The organism is Stenotrophomonas sp. YJH_SMC_123 (genome assembly GCF_059368215.1).
The window spans coordinates 316,075-339,280 of sequence record NZ_JCAFRM010000001.1; the positions used below are offsets into that span (position 1 = coordinate 316,075).

At 66.7% G+C, this 23,206-nt stretch carries 24 protein-coding genes; 11 read left to right on the plus strand and 13 right to left on the minus strand.

All coding sequences use genetic code 11. The annotated features are described in order from the left end of the window. Positions 1 to 12: 12 nt before the first annotated feature. The 6 genes from rimM (at position 13) to AC5P5W_RS01485 (ending at position 3,271) form a co-directional block, all read left to right on the plus strand. The gene (rimM, locus tag AC5P5W_RS01460; protein ID WP_010483256.1) at positions 13 to 525 is read left to right on the plus strand and encodes a ribosome maturation factor RimM; all 513 of its coding nucleotides are present in this window, start codon (positions 13 to 15) and stop codon (positions 523 to 525) included. An 8-nt stretch (positions 526 to 533) separates the two neighbouring features. Continuing rightward, positions 534 to 1,292, plus strand: a complete 759-nt coding sequence (trmD, locus tag AC5P5W_RS01465; RefSeq protein ID WP_046429552.1) for a tRNA (guanosine(37)-N1)-methyltransferase TrmD — start codon at positions 534 to 536, stop codon at positions 1,290 to 1,292. Positions 1,293 to 1,446: 154 nt separating this feature from the next. After that, entirely contained in the window at positions 1,447 to 1,848 is a 402-nt protein-coding gene (rplS, locus tag AC5P5W_RS01470; RefSeq protein ID WP_005415736.1) for a 50S ribosomal protein L19, read from the plus strand. Positions 1,849 to 1,930: 82 nt separating this feature from the next. After that, entirely contained in the window at positions 1,931 to 2,311 is a 381-nt protein-coding gene (locus tag AC5P5W_RS01475; protein ID WP_032956354.1) for a DUF6404 family protein, read from the plus strand. Positions 2,312 to 2,390: 79 nt separating this feature from the next. After that, positions 2,391 to 2,825 (plus strand): DUF1801 domain-containing protein, encoded by a 435-nt coding sequence (locus AC5P5W_RS01480; RefSeq protein WP_197574686.1) that lies wholly within the window; start codon positions 2,391 to 2,393, stop codon positions 2,823 to 2,825. Positions 2,826 to 2,863: 38 nt separating this feature from the next. Next, positions 2,864 to 3,271 (plus strand): DUF1801 domain-containing protein, encoded by a 408-nt coding sequence (locus AC5P5W_RS01485; RefSeq protein ID WP_197574687.1) that lies wholly within the window; start codon positions 2,864 to 2,866, stop codon positions 3,269 to 3,271. Positions 3,272 to 3,388: 117 nt separating this feature from the next. Here the strand turns inward: AC5P5W_RS01485 and AC5P5W_RS01490 are convergent, their stop codons facing one another. Further along, positions 3,389 to 4,849, minus strand: coding sequence for an MATE family efflux transporter (locus tag AC5P5W_RS01490; RefSeq protein ID WP_197574688.1), 1,461 nt, complete (start codon positions 4,847 to 4,849; stop codon positions 3,389 to 3,391). Between the two features lie 62 nt (positions 4,850 to 4,911). Between AC5P5W_RS01490 and AC5P5W_RS01495 the strand changes: the two genes are divergently transcribed. Both AC5P5W_RS01495 and AC5P5W_RS01500 read left to right on the plus strand, forming a co-directional pair. Continuing rightward, complete coding sequence (locus AC5P5W_RS01495; RefSeq protein ID WP_014646407.1) at positions 4,912 to 5,151, plus strand: hypothetical protein; 240 nt, start codon at positions 4,912 to 4,914, stop codon at positions 5,149 to 5,151. 9 nt (positions 5,152 to 5,160) lie between these two features. Then, positions 5,161 to 5,568 (plus strand): RNA-binding S4 domain-containing protein, encoded by a 408-nt coding sequence (locus AC5P5W_RS01500; protein WP_069117404.1) that lies wholly within the window; start codon positions 5,161 to 5,163, stop codon positions 5,566 to 5,568. Between the two features lie 38 nt (positions 5,569 to 5,606). Here the strand turns inward: AC5P5W_RS01500 and AC5P5W_RS01505 are convergent, their stop codons facing one another. The 4 genes from AC5P5W_RS01505 to AC5P5W_RS01520 all read right to left on the minus strand — a co-directional run bounded on the left by AC5P5W_RS01505 (position 5,607) and on the right by AC5P5W_RS01520 (position 11,270). Continuing rightward, positions 5,607 to 6,209 carry a DUF937 domain-containing protein gene (locus tag AC5P5W_RS01505; RefSeq protein WP_111205789.1) on the minus strand — a complete coding sequence of 201 codons (603 nt, stop codon included), beginning with the start codon at positions 6,207 to 6,209 and terminating at the stop codon, positions 5,607 to 5,609. A gap of 108 nt (positions 6,210 to 6,317) precedes the next feature. After that, a complete protein-coding gene (locus AC5P5W_RS01510; RefSeq protein ID WP_495220786.1) occupies positions 6,318 to 7,961 on the minus strand; it encodes a catalase in 1,644 nt (547 codons plus the stop codon). A 189-nt stretch (positions 7,962 to 8,150) separates the two neighbouring features. Then, on the minus strand, positions 8,151 to 10,742 hold the full coding sequence (gene mutS / locus AC5P5W_RS01515; protein WP_197574689.1) for a DNA mismatch repair protein MutS: 2,592 nt from the start codon (positions 10,740 to 10,742) through the stop codon (positions 8,151 to 8,153). Between the two features lie 135 nt (positions 10,743 to 10,877). Next, on the minus strand, positions 10,878 to 11,270 hold the full coding sequence (locus AC5P5W_RS01520) for a barstar family protein (RefSeq protein WP_495220787.1): 393 nt from the start codon (positions 11,268 to 11,270) through the stop codon (positions 10,878 to 10,880). A gap of 1,166 nt (positions 11,271 to 12,436) precedes the next feature. Between AC5P5W_RS01520 and AC5P5W_RS01525 the strand changes: the two genes are divergently transcribed. Beyond that, positions 12,437 to 14,659: a methyl-accepting chemotaxis protein gene (locus AC5P5W_RS01525; protein ID WP_197574695.1), complete on the plus strand. Its 2,223-nt coding sequence runs from the start codon at positions 12,437 to 12,439 to the stop codon at positions 14,657 to 14,659. Between the two features lie 166 nt (positions 14,660 to 14,825). Beyond that, positions 14,826 to 15,194, plus strand: a complete 369-nt coding sequence (locus AC5P5W_RS01530; RefSeq protein ID WP_014646414.1) for a glycine zipper 2TM domain-containing protein — start codon at positions 14,826 to 14,828, stop codon at positions 15,192 to 15,194. A gap of 129 nt (positions 15,195 to 15,323) precedes the next feature. On the opposite strand, the gene AC5P5W_RS01535 is transcribed toward AC5P5W_RS01530, so the two are convergent. The 5 genes from AC5P5W_RS01535 to AC5P5W_RS01555 all read right to left on the minus strand — a co-directional run bounded on the left by AC5P5W_RS01535 (position 15,324) and on the right by AC5P5W_RS01555 (position 20,998). After that, complete coding sequence (locus AC5P5W_RS01535) at positions 15,324 to 16,451, minus strand: ABC transporter permease (protein ID WP_197574691.1); 1,128 nt, start codon at positions 16,449 to 16,451, stop codon at positions 15,324 to 15,326. After that, the gene (locus AC5P5W_RS01540; RefSeq protein WP_197574692.1) at positions 16,448 to 17,635 is read right to left on the minus strand and encodes an ABC transporter permease; all 1,188 of its coding nucleotides are present in this window, start codon (positions 17,633 to 17,635) and stop codon (positions 16,448 to 16,450) included. The genes AC5P5W_RS01535 and AC5P5W_RS01540 overlap by 4 nt, the downstream gene beginning before the upstream one ends. Next, positions 17,620 to 18,633 (minus strand): HlyD family secretion protein, encoded by a 1,014-nt coding sequence (locus AC5P5W_RS01545; protein WP_197574693.1) that lies wholly within the window; start codon positions 18,631 to 18,633, stop codon positions 17,620 to 17,622. Before AC5P5W_RS01545 ends, AC5P5W_RS01540 begins: the two co-directional genes overlap by 16 nt. Then, entirely contained in the window at positions 18,626 to 20,026 is a 1,401-nt protein-coding gene (locus AC5P5W_RS01550; RefSeq protein WP_014646418.1) for a TolC family protein, read from the minus strand. Before AC5P5W_RS01550 ends, AC5P5W_RS01545 begins: the two co-directional genes overlap by 8 nt. A 78-nt stretch (positions 20,027 to 20,104) precedes the next feature. After that, complete coding sequence (locus tag AC5P5W_RS01555) at positions 20,105 to 20,998, minus strand: LysR family transcriptional regulator ArgP (RefSeq protein ID WP_046429615.1); 894 nt, start codon at positions 20,996 to 20,998, stop codon at positions 20,105 to 20,107. Positions 20,999 to 21,104: 106 nt separating this feature from the next. Here AC5P5W_RS01555 and AC5P5W_RS01560 point away from each other — a divergent pair, with 106 nt between their 5' ends. Beyond that, complete coding sequence (locus tag AC5P5W_RS01560; RefSeq protein ID WP_014646420.1) at positions 21,105 to 21,719, plus strand: LysE/ArgO family amino acid transporter; 615 nt, start codon at positions 21,105 to 21,107, stop codon at positions 21,717 to 21,719. On the opposite strand, the gene map is transcribed toward AC5P5W_RS01560, so the two are convergent. The 3 genes from map to AC5P5W_RS01575 form a co-directional block, all read right to left on the minus strand. After that, positions 21,716 to 22,498, minus strand: a complete 783-nt coding sequence (gene map, locus AC5P5W_RS01565; protein WP_197574696.1) for a type I methionyl aminopeptidase — start codon at positions 22,496 to 22,498, stop codon at positions 21,716 to 21,718. The genes AC5P5W_RS01560 and map overlap by 4 nt on opposite strands. A 7-nt stretch (positions 22,499 to 22,505) precedes the next feature. Further along, positions 22,506 to 22,718: a ParD-like family protein gene (locus AC5P5W_RS01570; RefSeq protein WP_014646422.1), complete on the minus strand. Its 213-nt coding sequence runs from the start codon at positions 22,716 to 22,718 to the stop codon at positions 22,506 to 22,508. Between the two features lie 68 nt (positions 22,719 to 22,786). Further along, positions 22,787 to 23,146 carry a bleomycin resistance protein gene (locus tag AC5P5W_RS01575; RefSeq protein WP_014646423.1) on the minus strand — a complete coding sequence of 120 codons (360 nt, stop codon included), beginning with the start codon at positions 23,144 to 23,146 and terminating at the stop codon, positions 22,787 to 22,789. Positions 23,147 to 23,206: the final 60 nt, after the last annotated feature.

Genomic DNA, 23,206 nt, shown 5'->3' on the forward strand with positions numbered 1-23,206 from the left:
TGGTTGAAGCAGATGAAAGATATCGAGCGCCGCATCCTGCTGGGCAGGGTTGTCGGCGCTTTTGGTGTGCGCGGCGAAATCAAGCTCGAGTCCTGGACCGAGCCACGTTCCGCCATTTTCCGTTACCAGCCGTGGATCGTGCGCAGCCCGTCCGGCGTGGAAACCACGATTGAAGGTGTGCGTGGCCGCGACAGCGGCAAGCACCTGGTCGCCCGTTTCCCCGGCGTCGAGGACCGCGATACCGTCGAAGCGATGCACGGCACCGAGATCTACGTGGCCCGCAGTGCATTGCCGCCACCGAAGCCCGATGAGTACTACTGGGTGGACCTGGAAGGCCTGGACGTGAAGACCACCGAGGGCGTTGCCCTGGGCCAGGTCTCGCACCTGTTCAGCACCGGCGCCAACGACGTGGTGGTGGTCCGCGGTGACCGCGAGCGGATGATTCCGTTCGTGCAGCCGGACTTCGTCAAGTCGGTCGACTTCGAGGCCAACCTGGTCGTGGTCGACTGGGATCCCGAGTTCTGAGCGTGAGCATGCGTTTCGACGTCATCACCCTGTTCCCCGAGTTCCTCGCCCAGTCCGCCGGACTGGGCGTGGTCGGGCGCGCGCAGGAGAAGGGGCTGTTCAGCCTGCACGGCTGGAACCCCCGTGATTACGCCGAAGGCAACTACCGCCGCGTGGACGACCGTCCGTTCGGTGGTGGCCCGGGCATGGTGATGCTGATCGAGCCGTTGCAGGCCTGCCTGCAGGCGATCCGTGAGGCCGATCCGACCCCGGCGCGGGTGATCTACCTCAGCCCGCAGGGGGCGCCGCTGACCCAGGCCAAGGTGCGGGAACTGGCGGCGCTGCCGCGCGTGGTCCTGCTCTGCGGCCGCTACGAGGGCATCGACGAGCGTTTCCTGGAGGCCAATGTCGACGAGGAGATCTCCCTCGGCGACTACGTGCTGTCCGGGGGTGAACTGGGCGCGGCGGTGATCATCGACGCCGTGGCCCGCCTGCAGGACGGTGCCCTGAACGACGCCGAATCGGCGGCGCAGGACAGCTTCGAGGGCGACCTCGGCCTGCTCGACTGCCCGCACTACAGCCAGCCGGCCCAGCACCCGCTGGGTGACGTACCGGACGTGCTGCGCTCGGGCAACCACGCGGCCATCGCCGCCTGGCGCCGCCAGCAGTCGCTGCTCCGGACCGCCGAGCGGCGCCCGGACCTGCTGGATGAGCAGGCACTGGGCAAGGCCGACCGCAAACTGCTGGAGCAGGGCCGTCAGGCCCGGAACCAGAAGGCCAGCCCCTAGCGCAGGGTCGGCTTTATCGGCTATCATGGCCAATTCCCGTCGGCCCTGGTCGGCGCGCGCAGTACCCAAAACAAACGTGCAGCACAGTCCGGTGACTGCATGAGCCTACGTTGTCGATACGACACGCCCACCCGAACAAGAATCGGTGTAACCCATGAGCAAGCTGAACAAGTCCATCGTCGCGGAATTCGAATCCGCCCAGATCACCCGTGAACTGCCGAAGTTCAGCCAGGGCGACACCGTTGTCGTCAACGTGAAGGTGAAGGAAGGCAGCCGCGAGCGCGTGCAGGCCTACGAAGGCGTCGTCATCGCCACCAAGAACGCCGGCCTGAACTCCTCGTTCACCGTCCGCAAGATCTCGCACGGCTACGGCGTCGAGCGCGTTTTCCAGACCCACAGCGCCATCATCGACTCGGTCGAAGTGAAGCGTCGTGGTAAGGTCCGCGCCGGCAAGCTGTACTACCTGCGTGGCCTGGAAGGCAAGGCTGCCCGCATCAAGGAAGACCTGGCTGCCGCTGCTGCCGCCAAGGCTGCCCGTCTGGCCGACAAGGCCTGATAAACAACTTCGGTTGTTGCCGCGACGGCCACCTTCGGGTGGCCGTTTGCGTTTCCGGCATCGCATCGGCCACGATCAGGTGATGAACGACATCAACCTTCGCTATCCGGCCGTGATCCAGTCGGCGTTGCGCTTTCTCGACGGCAAGGGGCTGGCACGCGTGCAATCGGCGCCGTTGCTGCATCGCCTGTTGTGGCGCCTGGGCATCGCACTGCCGCCACCGATCCTGGCCGGCTTTGGCACCAACGCGTTGGTGCAGGGCCTGCTGTTCGGGCTGTTCTGGACCGCGCTGATGTGGCTGATGCTGTGGCAGGGCAGCGAACGTCCGCTGGTGCTGTTGCTGGTGGCCGGTCTGGTGGCCGGCGCGCTGTTCGGCCTTGTGATGGCGGCGCTGATGCGCTCGCTGCGCCGCCACCGCAAGCTGCCGGACTGGCGCCAGTTCCGGGCGCGGCAGGCGGACTGAGCCGATGGCGCACTGCGCCGTGACCGCTGGCTACGGGCCGCGCTAGGCTGCGGTTTCATCCCGATGGACGTGCCGTGCGATGCCTGCCAAGCGAACCGCACCTTCCACCGCGCCCACGCTGTTGTCCGGCGGCAACCCCCGGATCGCCAAGGGCGAGGGCGATCCTCCGGTGCAGGCATACATCGCCGCCATGCCGGACTGGAAACGCCCGGTCGGCGCACAGCTGGATGCGTTGATCGAACGGGCCGTACCCGGCGTGCACAAGGCGGTGAAGTGGAACTCGCCGATGTATGCGGTGGCGCCGGGCGAAGGCTGGTTTCTCAGCTTCCATTACTTCACCCGCTACATCAAGGTGGCGTTCTTTCGTGGCGCGGTGCTGAAGCCGATGCCGCCCGAGCCGTCCAGGAGTGCCGATACGCGCTACCTGCATATCGCACAGGATGGCGCGCTGGATGAGGCACAGTTCCTCGACTGGGTGCGCCAGGCCGCCGCGTTGCCCGGCGAGCGCATGTAAGCCCACCGTTCTGATTCCTTTCCCGACGAGAACCGCTGATGGCCACGCATGCTCCGAACCCTGACGATGCCGGAATCCCGGCGACCGAACTGATCGATGCACGCATCGCCGAACTGGGAGACTGGCGCGGCGAAACGCTGGCACGCGTGCGTGCATTGATCCATGAAGCGCTGCCGGACGTGCAGGAAGCCTGGAAGTGGCGCGGTACACCGGTGTGGGAGCACAACGGCATCCTGTGCACCGGCGAAACCTACAAGCAGGCAGTGAAACTGACCTTCGCCAACGGTGCGGCGCTGGCGGACCCGAAGGGCCTGTTCAACGCCAGCCTGGAGGGCAACACGCGGCGTGCGATCGACATCCATGAAGGTGCGAAGCCGGATGCCGCTGCGTTCAAGGCGCTGCTGCGCGCAGCGGCGGCGTTCAATGCGGCGAAGAAGAAACGGTAGAGCCGGCCGCTGGCCGGCTGTTGCGCGATGCTGCTGGAGAGGTGTGAGGTTGCCGGCCAGCGGCCGGCACTACCTTGTCATTGGCCGGTCCATGAGGTTGCCGGCCGGCGGCCGGCACTACCGCAGCGGTGCGGCATCCGGGTCGGCCACCGGCGACGGCGGACAGGCCGGAATCTCCGACGGCGTCGCCAGTTCTTCGGCATGCGAGGGCTTGCCCATCATCTTCGCCTTGCGCCAGCCGCCCCAGCGGTAATACGCCAGCGACAGCAGCATCGACACCAGCGAGCTGACCGGGAAGCTCCACCAGATTGCATCGGCGCCCCAGTACGGCTGCAGCAGTTCGGCGAACGGCACGCGCACGCCCCACAGCGAGCCGGCCAGGATCAGCAGTGGCGGAATCACCGCGCCGGTGGAGCGCACCACGCCGGAGATCACGAAGCTGACGCCGAAGAACAGGAACGAGCCGATCACCACATGGTTGAGGTGGCGGGCGATGTCCAGCGCCTGGCTGGCCGGCGGCAGGAACAGCGCCAGCAGCTGGCGATCGAACACAACCAACGGCAGGATCAGCGCGCCGGTCAGCAGGAAGTTGAACAGCACGCCCTGGCGTGCGGTACCGCGCACGCGGTCCCAGCGCTGCGCACCGACGTTCTGTGCGGCCATCGAAGAACACGCCGCACCGATCGCCATCGCCGGCATCTGCAGGTAGTTCCACAGCTGCAGGGCAGCACCGTAGCCGGCGCCGGTGTCGGTGCCGTACTGGTTGACCATGGTCATCAGCAGGATCACCGACAGCGAAATCAGCACCATCTGCAGGCCCATCGGCACGCCCTTGACCACCAGCGCCTTGAGGATGGTCATGTCGAGCTTGAACAGGCGCAGGTCGGCGCGGCCCAGCCACAGGGTGTGGCGCTTGTGCCGCATGTACAGCAGCAGGCCGGCCAGCGACAACGTCTGCGCGACCAGCGTGGCCCAGGCCGAGCCGGCGATGCCCAGCGCGGGGAAGGGCCCCATCCCGAAGATCAGTACCGGGTTCAGCACGATGTCCAGTGCCACCGATACCATCAGGAAGCGGAACGGCGTGCGCGAATCACCGGCACCGCGCAGGGCGGCGGTGAGGAAGGCGAACGCGTATAGCGTCGGCATCGCCAGGAAGATGATCTGCAGGTAGGCCTCGGCCAATGGCAGCGAGGCGGCCGGCGTGCCCATCGCTGCCAGCAGCGGATGGGCCATGAACCAGCCGGCGATGGCGATGATCACCGACAGGCCGATGAAGAAGGTGGCACTGGTGCCGACCACGCGCCGCGCCTGCGCGATGTCGCGCGCGCCGATCGCCTGTCCGATCAGGATGGTCGAAGCCATGCCGAAGCCGAACACCGAGCCGATAAGGAAGAACATGATGTTGTTGGCGTTCGCGGTGGCGGTCAGTGCCGCCTCACCGAGGAAGCGCCCGACCCAGACCGCATTCACCGAACCGTTCAGCGACTGCGCGATGTTGCCTGCCAGGATCGGCAGGGAAAACAGCAGGAGATTGCGGCCGATCGGGCCGGAGGTCAGGTCAAGCGGCGCTTTGGCCATGGAGTGGTGATCGAATCCCGGGAGGCGCACACTAGCACCAAGCCGGTTTGCGGGATGTGGCAATGCATCAACGACTGCAGGTGAAGTGGAGCCTGGCGCTGGCCTTGATCAGCGTCGTACTGGCCGCATGTTCGACAGGTGACCGGCTGGGCGATACCCAGGTGCGGCCCACCGACCGGCCCGAGTGCCTGGTCGGCAGCCAGCGCCAGGATCTTTCTGCCGGCGTACCCACCCTGATCGGGGGCAGCGGCTGCCGCACCGACCCCGACAACCCGCGTCCCCTGAACAAGCGAACGGAGTAGTCCCTACCGATGACCGAGCTTTCCCCGCTGCCGCCCAGTGTCCGCCTGGACATCTGGCTGTGGGCGGCCCGTTTCTTCAAGACCCGCAGCCTGGCCAAGCAGGCCATCGAGACCGGCAAGGTCAGCGTGGCTGGGCAGCGCCCGAAATCCTCACGCGCGGTGCGCGTCGGCGAGCAGCTGCAGGTGGAACGCGGCGAGGAGCATTTCGAGATCCAGGTGCTGGGGCTGAGCGATCAGCGCGGGCCGGCGCCGGCGGCGCAGCAGCTGTATGCCGAGAGTGAGGCCTCCAGGGCCCGCCGCGCCGAGCAGCGGGCGCTGCGCATCGCCGCACGCGATGGTTTCCAGCCGCCGGAGCACAAGCCGGACAAACGCGCACGGCGGTTGATCCGCGCGCTCGGCGATATCGACGCGTTGTAAGTTGCAGGGCGCCAGACCGGGTCCGGCGCCCCCTTGGCTCAGCGCTTGCCGCCCAGCAGGCTGCCGCCGATCTTCAGCAGATCGCCCACGCCGAGCTGGCCGTCACCGTCCTGGTCCAGCACGCTGCCAAGCAGGCCGCCGGCAAGGCCGCCCTGTTGCTGCACCTGCTGCTTCTCCTGGCCGAGGGCCTGGCTGAGCGAGCCGGCATCGGCCTGGCCACCACCGAGGCGCTGGGCGAGGAAGGCCATCACGATCGGTGCGAGGATCTGCAGCAGCTGGCTGGTACGGCCGCTGTCGAGCTGGGTGGCCTGGGCCAGGCCGGTTTCCACCTTCTGCTGGCTGCCGCCGAAGATGTGGCCGAGGATGCCGGCACCGTCGCTGGCGGCGCCACCGCCACCGCCGCCCAGTACCGAGCCGAGCACGCTGCTCAGGTCCAGGCCGCTGTGGTTGTTCTGCAGTGCACCGAGCAGCGCCTGTGCGCCCTGCGGCTGCGAGGCGTTGTTGCCCAGCGCGCCCATCAGCACCGGCAGCGCGGCACTGATCGCACCGGAGGCCTGGGTATCGCTGATGCCGAGCTGCTGCGATACCTGCTGCAGCGGGGCGCCCTGCAATTTGGCGAGAAGTTCGTCGGTCAGGCTCATCTGCGGAATCCTTGATTGGGGTTGGGCGTGCAGAAGGTACGACGCAGACCGTTAAAACGGCGACGCCGCCTCACGGGGAGGCGGCGTGGCGTTCACGGGGCAGGGCGATCAGAGCTCGATGTCTTCGGCACCCGGGGTCGCGGTGGGGAAGTCCGCTTCCGGCTGGGCCGGCTTGAACGGATCCGTTGGCTGGCTGGCCAGCGCCTTCAGCGCCGCGGCAACACCAGCGCCATAGGCCGGGTCGGCCTTGCTGCAGTTGTCGATGTGGCGCTGCTTGATGAAGTCCGGCGCATCGCCCAGGGCACGGGCGGTGTTGGCGAACAGTCGCTCCTTCTGTGCCTGGTTGTAGCTGCGGAACAGCGCACCGGGCTGGCTGAAGTAGTCGGCGTCGTCCTCACGGAAGTTCCAGAAGTCGGCGTCGCCCCGGATCTTCATCGGCGGTTCGCGGTACTGCGGCTGTTCCTGCCACTGGCCGTAGCTGTTGGGCTCGTAGTGCGGCAGGCCGCCGTAGTTGCCGTCCACGCGCATCGCACCGTCGCGGTGGTTGCTGTGCACCGGGCAGCGCGCCGCGTTCACCGGAATCTGGTGGTGGTTCACGCCCAGGCGGTAGCGCTGCGCATCGGAGTAGGCGAACAGGCGCGCCTGCAGCATCTTGTCCGGCGACGGGCCGATACCCGGCACCAGGTTGCTCGGCGCGAACGCTGACTGCTCCACGTCCTGGTACCAGTTGACCGGATTGCGGTTCAGTTCGAACTGGCCCACTTCGATCAGCGGGTAGTCGCTCTTCGGCCACACCTTGGTCAGGTCGAACGGATGGATGCGGTAGGTTTCCGCCTCCAGTTCCGGCATGACCTGGATGAACAGTTTCCACTTCGGGAAGTCGCCCTTCTCGATCGCGGCGAACAGGTCGCGGCCGTGGCTTTCGCGGTCATGGCCGACCAGGATCTGCGCCTGCGCGTCGGTCAGCGATTCGATGCCCTGCTGGCTGATGAAGTGGAACTTCACCCAGAAGCGCTCGCTGTCGGCGTTGGTGAAGCTGTAGGTGTGCGAGCCGAAACCGTGCATGTGGCGGAAGCTGCGCGGAATGCCGCGGTCGCTCATCACCACGGTCACCTGCAGCAGGGCTTCGGGTAGCAGCGTCCAGAAATCCCAGTTGTTGCGTGCGCTGCGCAGGTTGGTATGCGGGTCGCGCTTGACGGCCTTGTTGAGGTCGGCGAACTTGCGCGGGTCGCGCAGGAAGAACACCGGCGTGTTGTTGCCGACCAGGTCCCAATTGCCTTCTTCGGTGTAGAACTTCAGGGCGAAGCCGCGGATGTCACGCTCGGCGTCGGCGGCGCCACGCTCGCCGGCCACCGTGGTGAAGCGGGCGAACATCTCGGTCTGCTTGCCGACCTTCTCGAACAGCTTGGCGCGGGTGTACTTGCTGATGTCGTGAGTGACGGTGAAGGTGCCGAATGCGCCCGAGCCCTTGGCGTGCATGCGGCGCTCGGGAATGATCTCGCGGTTGAGGTTGGCCAGCTTTTCCAGCAGCCACACGTCTTCCACCAGCAGCGGGCCACGCGGGCCGGCGGTCTTGCTGTTCTGGTTGTCCACCACCGGTGCGCCGAAGGCCGTGGTCATCGGCGTGACCGGTTCATCGCCGTGCTTCTGCTTCGGGGTAGTGCTCAGCTCGCGCTGCTGCTGGGCGCCTTCCGCAGGCGACGGCGCGGTGTGATACGGACATTTCGGGCTGTTGTTATCGGACTGGCTCATGGCTGGCTCCTGCGGGTGAAGACGGGATGGAACATCTTCACTCGACTTTAGCTAGGGCCAGATGAAATGAATAATCGAATGATCCGCTCAGTTTGATAGTTTTTGTCAATTGAAACAAAGAATCAGATTTGCCGGATCTTTCGACAGGCCTCCCGCGTGGCGGCGGGAAGCCATGGGTGCGTGCTGCGGTTACAGCAGTGCTTTCAGTCGGTACAGCGCTTCCAGTGCCTGCTTCGGCGTCAGTTCGTCCGGATCGATGGCGGCCAGTGCTTCCTGTGCCTTGTTCGACGGCGCCGCGAACAGGCCGAACTGCTGCGGTGCATCCAATGCCTGCGGCGCCAGCTCGGCGGCATGGCTCTCACCGCCGCGCTGTTCCAGCTCGGCCAGTCGACGGCGCGCCTGCGCCACGGTGGCGCGCGGCAGGCCGGCCAGTGCGGCCACCTGCAGGCCGAAGCTGCGGTTGGCCGGGCCGTCCTTAACGGCGTGCATGAACACCAGCGCTTCACCGTGCTCGACGGCATCCAGGTGCACGTTGGCGATGCCGCTGCGGCCGCCCTCGTGCTGCTCGTCGGCCAGCGCGGTCAGCTCGAAGTAGTGGGTGGCGAACAGCGTGTAGCAGCGGTTCTGGTAGGCCAGGTGGCGGGCCACCGCGTCGGCCAGCGCCAGGCCGTCGTAGGTGGACGTGCCACGGCCGATCTCGTCCATCAGCACCAGCGAATGCGCGGTGGCGTGGTGCAGGATGTAGCTGGTCTCGGCCATCTCGACCATGAAGGTCGACTGCCCGCGGGCGAGGTCGTCACCGGCGCCGATGCGGGTCAGGATGCGGTCGATCGGGCCGATCAGCGCCCGGCTGGCCGGCACGAAGCTGCCGATGTGGGCCAGCAGCACGATCAGCGCGTTCTGCCGCATGTAGGTCGATTTACCACCCATGTTCGGACCGGTGATGACCAGCATGCGGCGGTCCGGATGCAGATCCAGATCGTTGGGTTCGAACGGCTGCTCGCGCACCGCCTCGACCACCGGATGGCGGCCACGCTCGATCTTCAGGCACGGTGCCGTTTCAAGTTCCGGCCGCGACCAGTCCAGCGCCTGCGCGCGTTCGGCGAAGGCGGCCAGCACGTCCAGTTCGCTCAGCGCGGCGGCGCACTGCTTCAACGGTTCCAGCTGTTCGCCGAGGGTGTCCAGCAGCTGCTCGTACAGGTACTTCTCGCGCGACAGCGAACGGTCGCGCGCGGACAACACCTTGTCCTCGAATGCCTTCAGTTCTTCGGTGATGTAACGCTCGGCATTGGTCAGCGTCTGGCGGCGGGTGTAGTGCACCGGCGCGCGATCGGACTGGCCCTTGCTGATTTCGATGTAGTAGCCGTGCACGCGGTTGTAGCCCACCTTCAGGGTGGGAATGCCGCTGCTCTCGCGCTCGCGCAGTTCCAGGTCAACCAGGAACTGGTCGGCATGGGTGGACAGGCGGCGCAGCTCGTCCAGCTCTTCATCGAAGCCATCGGCCAGCACGCCGCCGTCGCTCAGCTTCAGTGGCGGCATTTCGGCGATGGCGCTGGCCAGCAGTTGTGCGCACGCGTCGTGCTCGCCCAAGGCGGCATGCAGTGCCTGCAGGCGCGGTGAATCCAGCGGCGCCAGCACTTCGCGCACCGCCGGCAGCAGGCCCAGGCCATCGCGCAGGGTGGAGAAATCACGCGGGCGCGCCGAACGCAGTGCGACGCGGGTCAGGATGCGTTCCAGGTCGCCGAGGCGGCGGAACTGTTCGCGGATGTCGGCATCGCTGCCGCGATCGATCAGGGTTTCCACCGCATGGTGGCGCTGTACCAGCACCTCGCGCAGGCGCAGCGGGCGGTGCAGCCACCGGCGCAGCAGGCGCCCGCCCATCGGCGTCACCGTGCTGTCGAGCACGCCCAGCAGGGTATTGCGGGTATCGCCGTCGACGCGCGTATCCAGTTCCAGGTGGCGGCGGGTGGCGGCGTTCATCGCGATCGCCTCGGCGGCGGTTTCCATCGCGATCGAGGTCAGGTGCGGCAGGCGCTGCTTCTGGGTTTCTTCGACATAACCGAGCAGGGCGCCGGCGGCGGCGGTGGCACGTGGCTTGTCATCGATACCGAAGCCGCTCAGATCGTGCAGCTTGAAGAAGTTCAGCAACTGGCGGCGGCCGCTGTCCGCGTCGAACAGCCACGGCGCACGGCGGCGCACGCCGGTGCGCTGGCGCAGGAAGTCGGGCCAGTTCTCCTCGTCGGGCACCAGCAGCTCGGCCGGTTCCAGTCGGGCCAGTTCGGCTTCCAGCGCGTCGTCGGTCTCGACTTCATTGACCAGGAAGCGGCCACCGGCTAGGTCGGCCCAGGCCAGGCCGTAGCCCTGCTTCGTGCGCGACAGCGCCATCAGCAGGGTGTCACGGCGCTCGTCCAGCAGCGCTTCGTCGGTGACGGTGCCGGGGGTGACGATGCGCACCACCTTGCGTTCGACCAGGCCCTTGGCCAGCGCCGGGTCGCCGATCTGCTCGCAGATCGCCACCGACTCGCCCAGCGCCACCAACCGCGCCAGGTAGCCTTCATAGGCATGTACCGGCACGCCGGCCATCGGAATCGGCGCGCCGCCGGAGCTGCCACGCTGGGTCAGGGTGATGTCGAGCAGGCGCGCGGCCTTGCGCGCATCGTCGTAGAACAGCTCGTAGAAGTCGCCCATGCGGAAGAACAGCAGCAGGTCCGGATACTCGGACTTGGCTGCGAAGAACTGCTTCATCAGCGGGGTGTGTTCGGCGGACTTTTCTTTGGACATGGGGCTCGTGAATCCGGGGCGTCCGTTCGCGCCGGAGGGCAGCGGCAACGGAGCGGGTACAGGGCCGTCCATGGTAACTGCTGGGGCACAGGGCTGCCGCCACCGGTGGCAGGCGGGTACCGCACAGCCACGGGGTCAGGCCGGGACCAGGGTGATCTGCCGGTGGCTGGCGAAGATATCCATCACGATCTCGAAGTAGGTTGGGCCCTCGCCCCGTTGCAGGGCGTCCAGCTGGCGCGCAATGATCCGCGTGTTGACGGTGCCCGGGGCTTCCAGCTTGGACTGCAGCCACTGGCGGGTGGTAGTTCGTCCCAGTGCGGCGCGGCTGTGCTCGATATCACTCCAGATCACCGTGGCCCGCTCATGGCCGGCCAACACGCCATGGACGCCATGCAGCAGATCATCCAGGGCGTCCAGGCTTGGCCCGAGCTGCCAGTCCTCGCCGGCCATGAACACGCGGTTGATCTCCGCGTACAGGCTGGGGATGTCGTGAATGGTACAGCCTTCGATCTGCAGGATGAGCGTCATATGTCGACTGTAGCGTTGTTCCCTGTGCGTTGGACATGGCTGAGCGCCGGATGCTTTGGGGACCCATGCTGGGGTTTGGCAAACTTCTTTGCTGAGTCAAGTGCTCGGCACTCCCGTCGTGGCGCGCGCCGGTTTGCAGGGAAGAAAACGACGTGACCCATCGCCAATAGCAGGGCCATCAGCTGGTAGAGAGTTCGCCCGAAGTCTTCTTCTTCATTGATTGGTGCCATCGGCAGCAGGACCCCCTCGGGCGCGTTCAACTTCCACTGTCAATGATGACTGGCTGGGTGATGGAAATAGATTCTCCTCCTGTATCATCGGCAATAAAGGTCTGGAAAATTGTTTCTGGGATGGTCAGTAACGTTGTATCTGCGTCTCCGGTGAGGTGGGGGGTAGTTTGATCTGTCCCCGTTGTGAGCAGGGTGAGGTGTTGAAAGCTCAAGTAAAGGAGCGCGGCGTTCAGATATTTGTCTGCGACGAGTGCGATGCCGTGTGGTTCTCCTTCGCTGCTATAGGGGTCTCTCCGTTCAGAGACCTTGAGCGGTATCTTGAGGAAATTTCCGTCGCGCGGTCCTGGGAGTCAATTTCCGTGGACAGGCATGAGTAGAAAGTACGCAGTTTCCATGCACTCCTCGATCGTATTGCCTCAGCGCAGCGCGTGGGTCCGTGCAGCATGGGATGACCTTCCCGTCTCCTACTTCCAGAGCGACGAGAATCTCAATGACTGCGGTTTTATTGACTTGAAGGTCAAAGTGGGAGATCAGTGGCAGTCGATTGTAATGGGGTCTGGACCCCTTCATCAGGGTTGAAATACTCAAGGGTCGGGGCCCTGCGATGGCAGATGCCAGATTGCAGCCCTGACGGTAGTCGCGAAGCAGCGCGTTGTTCCTCTGGACAGAAGGGTGCCGGATCGATGGGCTTCATCCTCCCCCTCCGTGCATCAAGTGACGGTTTCTGCGGTCACGACTCGCGAGCGCTGCGTGATGACTGCGATTGATGTGCTCGTGCATTGATATGCCCGGTAGGAATAACCACCTCCATTAAGTGTGTCCTTCACACCTGTCTGCATAGTTCCAGAGATTTGGATCGATACAATAATATCGACCCATAAAGTTTCCCCGCGCTGCGCCGCCATCGATCGTACGGCCATGATCAAGGGAATTGAGATGCTCGCCTTACGCAACCTCCGAGTGGGATCCCGGCTGGGTGCCGGGTTTGGATTGCTGCTGCTGTTCATCGTGGCCATCGTTGGCCTGGCGCTGTACGGAAATCACCTGAAGTCCGCCCAGTTCGAGAAAGTGGTGGACGTCAACATGGTGAAGATGCGGCTGTTGAACGACATGCTGGATACCAACAACGCGGTGTTGATGCACCGCCGCCTGATGGTGATCAAGCGCGGCGAGGATTTCGACAAGGATTATCAGAAGGCGCAGGAGCTGTCGCAGACCTACGACGGTATCTGGGCCAGGTACATCAGGATTCCGCGCGACGCGACCGGCGATACCCTGGTGGCGAAAATCGATGCGGCACGCAAGGCCACCGACGCCTCCACCCGGCATCTTCACGAGCGCATGAAGGCCGGGGATTTCGACGGCGCGGCCAAGGAACTGCTTGCCGAGCAGGGGCTGGCAACCGCGTGGAACGAAGCGATCTCGACCCTGCTGCGGCATCAGGAGACACTGACCGAGCGCAGCCGCGAGGAATACCGTTCAACTGAATCCTGGACCGGCACGCTGTCGATCGTGTTCGGCGTGTTGAGCCTGGTACTGGGCTCGCTGGCCGCCTGGGCCATCACCCGCAGCCTGACCCGCCCGCTGGAAGGCGCGGTGAAGCTGGCCGACGGCATCGCCAATGGGCGGCTGGACAACAGCATTGACGCCTCCGGCAACGATGAGGTCACGCAGCTGCTCAGGTCGATGCAGCGCATGCAGGCGCAGTTGCAGTCGGTGATGGCGGCGCAGGGCGAGTTGGCCCGCCAGCACGATGCGGGCAGCCTCAGCTATCGCATGGACGAGAGTGCCTTCCCTGGTGACTACGGGCGCATGGTGCACGAGACCAACGCGCTGGTCGGCTCACACGTGCAGGTACAGAACCGGCTGATCGAAGTGATGAAGCATTACGCCCGTGGCGACCTGTCGGTGGACATGGATCCGCTGCCGGGCGAGAAGGCGGCGATCACCCAGGCAATGGACGAGACCAAGGCCAGCCTGTCGGCGATCAACAGCGAGATCCGCCGGCTGGCGACGGCCGCGGCGGCGGGCGACTTCAGCCTGCGCGGCGATGAAGATCGCTTCGCCTACGATTTCCGCGACATGGTGGCCGGGCTCAATCGCCTGATGCAGACCACCGACCAGAACCTGGTGCAGGTGTCGAGCCTGCTGCAGGCGATCTCGCGCGGTGACCTCACCGTACGCATGCAGGGCGACTTCCACGGCGTGTTCGCCCGCATGCGCGATGACTGCAATGCCACCGTCGATCAGCTCAAGCAGATCGTCGGGCGCATCCAAGCCAGCGCGTCCAGCATCAATCTGGCGGCAGGCGAAATCGCCTCGGGCAACACCGATCTGTCGCGGCGCACCGAGCAGCAGGCGGCGAACCTGGAAGAGACGGCGGCGTCGATGGAGGAACTGACCTCCACCGTGAAGCAGAACGCCGAGCACGCCCGCCAGGCCAACCAGCTCGCCATCGGTGCGCACGGTGTCGCCTCGCAGGGCGGCGAGGTGGTCGGCCAGGTGGTCACCACGATGTCGGCCATCGAGGCCTCGTCGAAGAAGATCGCCGAGATCATCTCGGTCATCGATGGCATTGCCTTCCAGACCAACATCCTGGCGTTGAACGCGGCGGTGGAAGCCGCGCGTGCCGGCGAGCAGGGCAGGGGCTTTGCGGTGGTGGCCAGTGAGGTGCGCACGCTGGCACAGCGCTCGGCCGGTGCGGCCAAGGAGATCAAGGGCCTGATCGAGGATTCGGTTGGCAAGGTCGCCGATGGATCGGCGCTGGTCCGACAGGCAGGCACCACGATGGGCGAGATCGTTGCTTCCGTGCAGCGCGTGACCGACATCATGGCCGATATCTCTGCTGCCTCGCAGGAGCAGAGCTCGGGCATCGAACAGGTGAACCAGGCGGTGGTGCAGATGGACGAGACCACGCAGCAGAATGCGGCACTGGTGGAAGAGGCCAGTGCTGCGGCGCGTTCCATGGAGGAGCAGGCGAACCTGCTGGCCGAGGCGGTTTCGGTGTTCCGCACCGGCGCGGTAACGGCGGCTGCAGCCGTGCGTCCGGCCCTGGCTGCGGTGGCCGCGAAGGTCACCCCGGTGCGCAGGGCGGCAACGCTGTCGCCGCGCATCGAGCCGACACTGGCGGCCAATGCCGGGGGGTGGGAAGAGTTCTAGCAGAGGGCAATGCCGGCAGGGAGACGGCGCCCATCACGCTGGCTGATCGTGATGGGCGCGGATTTTCTTCCTGAACGCGCGATGGCCGATGAGGCCGCGGACACGCGCATTTCACTTCCGGTTGCCAGCCGCGGGAGGACACTTGCGCCATACCGGAACCTAGGAGATGGCCATGAAGACCTCGACCCGATTGCTTGTGCTGGGCACCCTGCTGGCGGCTTCGTCGGTGGCCGGCGCGCAGACCTATGGTCCGCGTGATGAAGGACGCCGATTCAACGATGGCAGCCGCGTGGTCTGCAAGAACGTGGAAGTGCAGCGCAACTCGCGCGATCCGAACCGCATCGCCGGTACGGCCACTGGTGCGGTGATCGGCGGCCTGCTGGGCAACCAGGTGGGCGGCGGCAATGGCAAGAAGCTCGCTACCGTGGCCGGTGCTGTTGCCGGTGGTGCGGCGGGCCGCCAGATCCAGGGCAACAGCCAGCAGAAGAATGGCGACCGCGTGGTCGAGCGCCGCTGCGAACGCGTCTATCGCTGATCGATCGCCGACGGCCCCCGTTTTTCCCCTTCCACATCGCAGTACTCGAACGCCGGCCTCGCGCCGGCGTTCTTCATTGCAGGAAAAGGGGACGGAGGGGATTAAGTCGCAATCCCCCAAACCGGCCGCTTACGACTTAATCCCCTCCGTCCCCTTTTTTGCGAGGAGGCGCCAGGTGGCGAGGCTGCCGTAGAGCAGCAGCAGGACGGTGAGGGTGATCAGTTCGTGGCAGACTTCGGCCAGGCTGGCGTCCATCTGGTTCAGGCGCACCATCAGGTTGATGCCGGAGGTGGTCGGCAGCAGCTGCGCCAGCCAGACCAGCGGTTGTGGCGTCATCACCGAGGGCCACGACAGGTTGGCGAGGAAGAACAGCGGGATCGAGGTGGCGATGATGTACTGGAAGGCGCGTTCGCGGGTGCGGAAGAAGCTGCCGACGAACAGGCCGAAGGCCACCGTCGCCGCGATGAACAGCGTGCCACCCAGCAGCTGGCCCAGCGGGTTGCCTCCGCGTGGATAGTCCTGCACCCAGGCAGTGAACCCGGCATACCAGAACAGACCGAACAGGCCGATCAGGCCGAAGCCCAGTGCCATGCCGGCCAGGGTCGGCAGGTCGAAGCGCAGGCGCCGGCCGAGCGCGAGGCGGCGGCCGCCGAGCAGGACGCCGATGCCCATCATCAGCGTCTGGTGCACGATCAGCTCGGCCACGCCGGGAACGATGGCGCTGCCATAACCTTCCTGCGTGTTGTACAGGGGGCGCTGCACAAGCGTGACCGGCGGTGCCTGCGGTGCGCCCATGAAGGCGGCCTGGCCGACCACGGCATCACGCCCGAATGCACCCAGCGCGTCAGCCACGCTGCCCAGCACCCAGCTGGCGCGGCCCAGGTAGGCACCGTTGCCAAGCAGTACCAGCTTGGCCGGGTGGCCGCGCAGGATGTCGCGCTCCAGATTGGCGGGGATCACGACGATCCCCTCGGCATGGCCGGCTTCCAGCTGCTGGCGCGCGCTGTCGACGTCCGCGGGTTGACCGACCACGCGCGCAACGCGCAGTGCGTCGAGCTTTCGCAGCAGCTCGCGGCTGGTCGCGCTGTGGTCTTCGTCCACCACCAGCACCGGCAGGTTGCCGGCCACCTGGTGCCGGTAGGCGGCTGGATAGAAGAACGAGTACAGGATCACCGCCCCGACCATCACCACGATCGCGTAGCGGTCGCAGAGCACTGCCATCAGGGTCTGCCGCAGGCTGCGCCAGAGTGCGCTCATGCGTCGGCCCCTGCGGGTTGTGCGGCGGCAGGTGTGCGCGCAAAGGCGATCAGGCGCAGGCCGCCGACGCCTCCTGCCACCACCGCCATCAGCAGCAATGTGGCCAGCGGCCACGCCGAAACCTGCAGCGGTGAACCGATGAACTGCTGCTGGGTCTGCAGCTTGATGTAGGCGCTGAGGGGCAGCAGCTGATGCCAGACGCGGGTGAACAAGGGACCGTCGAGGACCGGGAAGGTGGCGCTGGAGAAGGCCAACGCGGTGCCGATGCTGAGGCCGACTGCGGACAGCGCGGTACCCATGTCGCGGGTGACGCCGACGAAGAACAACGCGTAGGCGGCCGTGGCCAGGTAGAACAGTGGCTGTGCGAGCAGCAGCAGGAGCACGCTGCCGGCCACGCCGTCACCGCGCAGCCAGGCCAGGTAACCGATGCCGAGCGCGCCATACAGCGAGAACAGCAGGATGTATGGCGCGACCTTGCCGGCAATCGCCGGCCATGGCGTGCGGCCCAACGAGGCGGGCAGGGTGCCGTCGCGGATCTCGCGGCCAAGGCTGCCGGCCACTGCAAGTGCCAGTACCAGCGACAATACCGCCGGGAAGATCAACGGCAGCAGGAACAGCTCGTAGCTGCGTGCCGGGTTGTACAGAATGTCCGACTGCACCGCGATGGGTGCCGCGCGCAGCTTGCCCGGGCCGACCTGCAGGCCGATGCGCTCGCGCAGCAGGCGCGCGTTCCAGGCCGAGACCGCGTCGCCGATATCGCGCGACGCGGACTGGCCGGTGGTCATGTAGGTGGCGTTGTAATAGGCGAACACCGTGCCCTGGCGTCCACGCAACGCCTGCCGGGTGACATCGCGCGGCACCAGTACGATGGCGAACACATCCAGCCGACGCAGCTGCGAACGTGCGTCTTCCAGGTCCACCGGCTGGCTGGCGACGCGCACGCCGGGACTGGCGTCGAGCATGCGCAGCAGCAGGCGGCTGTCACTGCTGTGGTCGAGGTCGACCACCGCGATCGGGATATCGCGCATCACCGAGGGCGTGAACATCCATGCCATCACCGCCAGCATCAGCAGCGGCAGCAGGGTGACCAGCATCAGGTCGGCGCGGTTGCTGCGCAGCGACTGCAGCTCGCGCCGCCAGCTGGCGGCGAAGCCGCCGCGGCCGGGGCTCAGTGCTGGGGCCATGCGAACAGCACGCTCATGCCGGGGCGGAAGCCCTCGATGCGGCGTACCGGGCGCACCCGCACCTCGAAGCTGCGGACGTCGTAGCCGGACGACTGGCGGGTGGTACGCCAGGTTGCATAGTCGCCGGCCGGATTGATGAAGTAGACCTCGAATTCGCCATCCAGGCTGAGCGCCGGCACGCTGCCCTGCAGCTTGCTGCCGACCTTCAGGCCCTGCATCTGCGATTCGCGCAGGTTCATGGCGACCCACATGCGGTCGATGTCGACCAGGGTGAACACCGGGTAGCCGGCCGGCACCAGCTCGCCCGGGTCGGCCATGCGCTTGTTGATTTCGCCGGCCACCGGCGCGCGCCCTTCCACTTCGACACGCGCGGCGTTGACTTCGGCCACCGCGCCCTGTGCCTGTTGCACCTGGCCCTGCGCGGCACGCTTGTCCTGCTCGCGCGCGCCGGCCAGGGCCATGTCGTACTGCGCGCGCGCGGCACGGGCCAGCTCACGGGAACTGGTGGCCTGGGCATGCGCTTCATCACGCTTCTGCCGGGTCATCACCCCTTCGTTGAACAGGTTCTGCACGCGCTGGTAAGTGGCTTCAGCCAGCGTCGCACCGGCTTCGGCCCGCTTCCAGTTCGCTTCGGCGGCGCGGATGTCTTCGCTGCGTGCGCCTTCGTCGGCCTTGTCGGCCACTGCCTGTGCGGCGGCCAAAGCGCCGTGCGCCTGCTGTTCCTTGGCGGCCACTTCGGGGCTGTCGAGCAGGAACAGCACCTGCCCGGCCTGCACGCGGTCGCCCTCGCGCACCTTCAGTTCGGCCACGCGCGCGGTGATCTTGGCGGCCACGTTGATCGTGTCCGCATCGGCCATGCCCTGGATCTGGTCGGCCGGGCTGCGCCAGGCCAGCCACAGGCCGAGCACCACCACGACCAGCAGCACCACTGCCAGGATCGGTCCCAACCGGCGCTTGCCCGGGGGCGTCGTCGCATCGTCGTGCAGCACATCACTCATGGTCGATCACCTCGTCCGCCCGCCGCCGGAACTCTTCGAAACGGTCCATCTGTCCACTGATCTCCAGCAACTGTGCCAGCGCAATATCGTATTGGTAGGCGGCCTGTGCGCGCTCGACGCGGGCGCCGCCCAGGCCGAGCCGCGCGTCGATCACATCCAGCGAAGTCGCCTGGCCTTCGCGGAACGCCAGCTCCTGCAGGCGCAGGTTTTCCTGTGCCTGGGCGATGCTGCTGTCGAGCAGCACGTACTGCTGGCGTGCGGTTTCCAGCTCGTTCCAGGCCTTGCGCACACCCAGCGCGACCTGGTTCTCGGCCTCGCGCAGGCCCGCTTCGGCCTGGTCCTGCTGCGCACGCGCGGCGCTGATCTGCGCCGGCCGCGAGTTCGGCGACAGGAAGGTGTACTTCAGGCCGATGCCGAACGCCCAGTCCGGATCGGTCAGCATCTCGTCGCGGCGACGGAAGTCGTACTGGCCGAAGGCGAAGATCTGTGGTTTCAGCTTGGCCTGCTGCACGCGCACGCCCTGTTCGGCCTGCGCCACCATCGCCCGCAGGCGCGCGATCTGCGGCTGCCGCGCCTGCGCGGTGCGTTCGAAGCTGGCCACCGGTTCCAGTGGCACGCGCTGCACGAACAGCGGCGACACCGGCTGCACCTCGCCGCCACTGCGCAGCAGCGTGGCCAGTGCGGCCTTCAGCGTGGCCAGGTCGTTCACCGTCTTCTGGTATTCGCGCTCGGCCTTGTCGCGGGCCACGGTGGCCTGCAGGCGCTGCGCGCGGGTGGCGAAGCCCTCGCGTTCCAGCTTCTCTGCGTCGGACAGGTGGCGGTTGAGGCCATCGCGCACATCGCGGCGCACGTCCACCGCCTGCTCGGCCAGGCGCTGGCCGAAATAGGCCTGGGCCAGCTGCACGGTCAGCGATTGGCGTTGTGCTTCGCGCTCGGCGCTGGCCTGTTCGTGGGCGGCACTGGCCGCACGTTGCGCGGCCGGAATCACGCCGCCGGTGTACAGCGGCAGTACTGCAGTCACCACCGGGCGGGTACGCCAGTCGCGTTCGGTGAACGACAGCGGCGAGTCGATGCCAAAGGCCTCGGCCACCGGAGCCAGCGAACCCAGGGGCAGGGTGAGCGTCTTCTGGAACTGCAGCCGGCGCACTTCGCCGGTGATCTCCGGCAGGCGCAGCAGGCGGGTCGCGTCCTGCAGGTCCTGCTTGTTGCGCACGGCGGCGTCGGCAGCGGCCAACGCATCGGAGACCTGCTCCAGGCGTTGCCGTGCCTGTTCCCAGTCCAATGCCGGTGCGTTGCTGGTGGGCTGCGCGGCGGCAGCGAATGGCAGGCAGGCTGCCAGCGCCAGCGCGGCCTTCGCGCGGTGCATCCTTGTACGTCGGCCGATCACGCCCATGCCGTCCCAGTAGTGAAGAAGTGCGCAAACGGTAGTGCGTGCAGCGTGAAGCCCGGGTCTGCGATCATCGGTTTGTCCTCAACGAAGGGTGCCTCTGGCCGCAGTGCGCAGCGCCTGGGTGATGTGCTGCAGCGTGCTTGAGCGCACGGCGGCATGCTGCCAGTACAGCGGCACATCGAGCCAGCGGCGGGGTTCCAGTACCACCACGCGGCCGGCGCGCACGGCGGGCGCGACCAGGGTTTCCGGAGCCATGCCCCAGCCGAGTCCGCACGCGGCGGCTTCGACGAAACCGGTGGAGGAGGGCAGGTAGTGTAGCGGCGGCTGCAGCCGCGCGCGGGTCAGGCGCCGCACGAAGCGCCACTGCAGTTCATCTTTGCGGTTGAACACCAGCATCGGTGCGTGCGCCAGGGTTGCGGCCTGCATGCCATCGCGGAAGTACTGGCGGGCGAAGCCGGGCGAGGCGATGGCGTGGTAGCGCATCGCGCCGAGCGGGTGCACGTTGCATCCCTTCACCGGTTGGCTTTCGGCGGTGACCGCGCCGAGCACGCTGCCATCGCGCAGCAGCTGCAGGGTGTGGTCCTGGTCGTCCATGCGCAGGTCGAACAGATAGCCGTGGCGCTGGTGCAGGTCGGCGATGGCCGGTACGAACCAGGTATCAAGCGAGTCATCGTTGACCGCCAGGGGGATCGGCGTGCGCGCAGCGTCGCTGCCACGCTCGGGTAGCAGCTCGGCCAATGCCTCGGCCTCCAGCGCCTGCATCGGTCGCACCCGGCGCAGCAGCGCTTCACCCGCGGCGGTCGGCCGGCAGGGTGCCTGGCGCACCACCAGTACCTGCCCGAGCCTGTCCTCCAGGGCCTTGATCCGCTGCGACAGTGCTGACGGGCTGATCGACAGGCGGCGTGCCGCAGCCTCGAAGCTGCCTTCCTCCAGCACCGCGGCAAACGCGGCCAGTTGCGGGTGTACCAGGTCCATGCCGGTGCCTCTTCAGTTTTCCTGCACAGGATAAAGAAAAATCAGTTTGTCTAATCAAGGCTGTTGGCCGCACCCTGCGCGTCCCCTCGCTGCCTGGCCTGTCCCGATGTGGATTGCCGCTACCGCCGCCGGCCTGTTCGCAGGTGCCGGCCTGATCATCGCCATCGGCGCGCAGAATGCCTTCGTGCTGCGCCAGGGCCTGCAGCAGCGCAATGTGGGGACGGTAGTGCTGGCCTGCGCCGGCGCGGATATCGCGCTGATCCTTGCTGGCGTTGGCGGCATGGGCGCGCTGGTGCTGCAGTGGCCGCTGCTGCTGCAGGTGCTGCGCTTCGGTGGTGCGGCCTTCCTGTTCTGGTATGGCCTGCGGGCGGGGCTACGCGCGTGGCGCGGTGGCAGTGCCCTGGCCGCCGCCGAGGCGCAGGGCGGCAGCGGACGGCAGGTACTGCTGACCTGCCTGGCGTTCACGCTGCTCAACCCGCACGTCTATCTGGATACGGTGGTGCTGCTGGGCAGTCTGTCCACGCGCTACCCCGGTGACCTGCGCTGGGCGTTCGCCGCCGGTGCCTGCGCCGCCAGCGTGGCCTGGTTCTGCACGCTGGGCTATGGCGCGCGCCTGTTGCAGCCGGTGTTCCGCAGGCCGGGCGCCTGGCGGGTGCTGGATGCCGCCGTGGCGGTCTTCATGTCCTGCCTCGCCACGCTGCTGCTGTTGCGCCCGCTCTAGGCCGCGTCCACCGCGCACTGCGGGGTTTCGCCGGGGCGCAGGGTCAGCACGCGCACGCCGCTGCGGGTGACCGCCACGGTGTGCTCGAACTGCGCCGACAGCTTGCCGTCGCGGGTGTAGACCGGCCATTGGTCCGGCTGCTGACGGATGGCCGGCTTGCCCTGGTTGAGCATCGGCTCGATGGTGAACACCATGCCTTCTTCCAGCACCATGCCGGTGTTGGGATGGTCGTAATGCAGGATCTGCGGTTCCTCGTGCATCTGCTGGCCGATGCCATGGCCGCAGTATTCCTTCACCACGCTGTAGCCGTGGCTGCGCGCGTGGCGGGCGATGGCGTGGCCGATATCGCCCAGGCGCGCTCCCGGGCGCACCGCAGCGATGCCTTTCCACATCGCCTGGTAGGTGGCCTGCACCAGCCTGCGCGCGGCGTAGTCGACCTCACCGACCAGGTAGGTGGTGCTGGAGTCGGCGATGTAGCCGTTCTTCTCCAGGGTGATGTCGAGGTTGACGATCTGGCCGTTGCGCAGCACGTCGGTGGTGCTGGGAACGCCGTGGCAGACCACGTTGTCGATCGAGGTGTTGAGCACATACGGGAAGCCGTACTGGCCCTTGCTGGCCGGCCGCGCCTGCAGCTCATCGACGATCATGCGCTCGACGAAGTCGTTGATCTCCATCGTGCTGCGTCCCTGCAGCGGCAGCTGGTCGAGCGCGGCGAATACCTGCGCCAGCAGGCGCCCGGATTCGGCCAGCAACGCGATTTCGTGCGGCTGCTTGATCATCGTCATGTCAGGCCCGCCCGGGCGCCAGCGCCTGCGGCTGCACCCCGGCTGCCCGCAGTTCGCTGGCGACGATGTCCTGGAAGCTCAGCGTGGGGTTCATCTCGCACAGCATGCCGACCCGGATCCAGAAGGTGGCCTGGGCGTTGATCGAACGGCTGGAGACGGTGCAGGCACGGCGCAGCTGGTCGTGCAGGGTGTCATCGATGTTGACGATGCCCATGGGCGGTCCTGGCGGAATGGATATATGAAGCATATATGTTCCGTATATCCGCCTCAAGCCCGCATCGTTCAGTCCACGTGGGTGGCAAAGCGCAGTCGGTTGCCGTCCGGGTCACGCAGGAGCATCTCGCGGCTGCCCCATCCGGTGTCGTGCGGTGGCTGCTCGATCGGTACGTTGGCGGCACTGAAGGCGCGGTGCAGGGCGTCGACGTCTTCAACGATGAAGTACACCGCGCCGCCGACCTCGCAGTCGCCGCTGTGTTCGGTGAGGAAGATCGTCTGGCCGTCGCGGGTGAGCTGGGCGAACAGCGGGAAGCCGGGTTCGAAGCGGTGTTCCCAGTCGACCACGAAACCCAGCCCCTGCACGTAGAACGGCAGGGTGGTGTCGGCATGGCGCATGCGCAGTTGCGGGATGACGGTCTGGGGCATCGCGAGGCTCCGGGGCGGGAGTCCAGTGTAGTGCCGGCCGCTGGCCGGCATCCCGGCGAG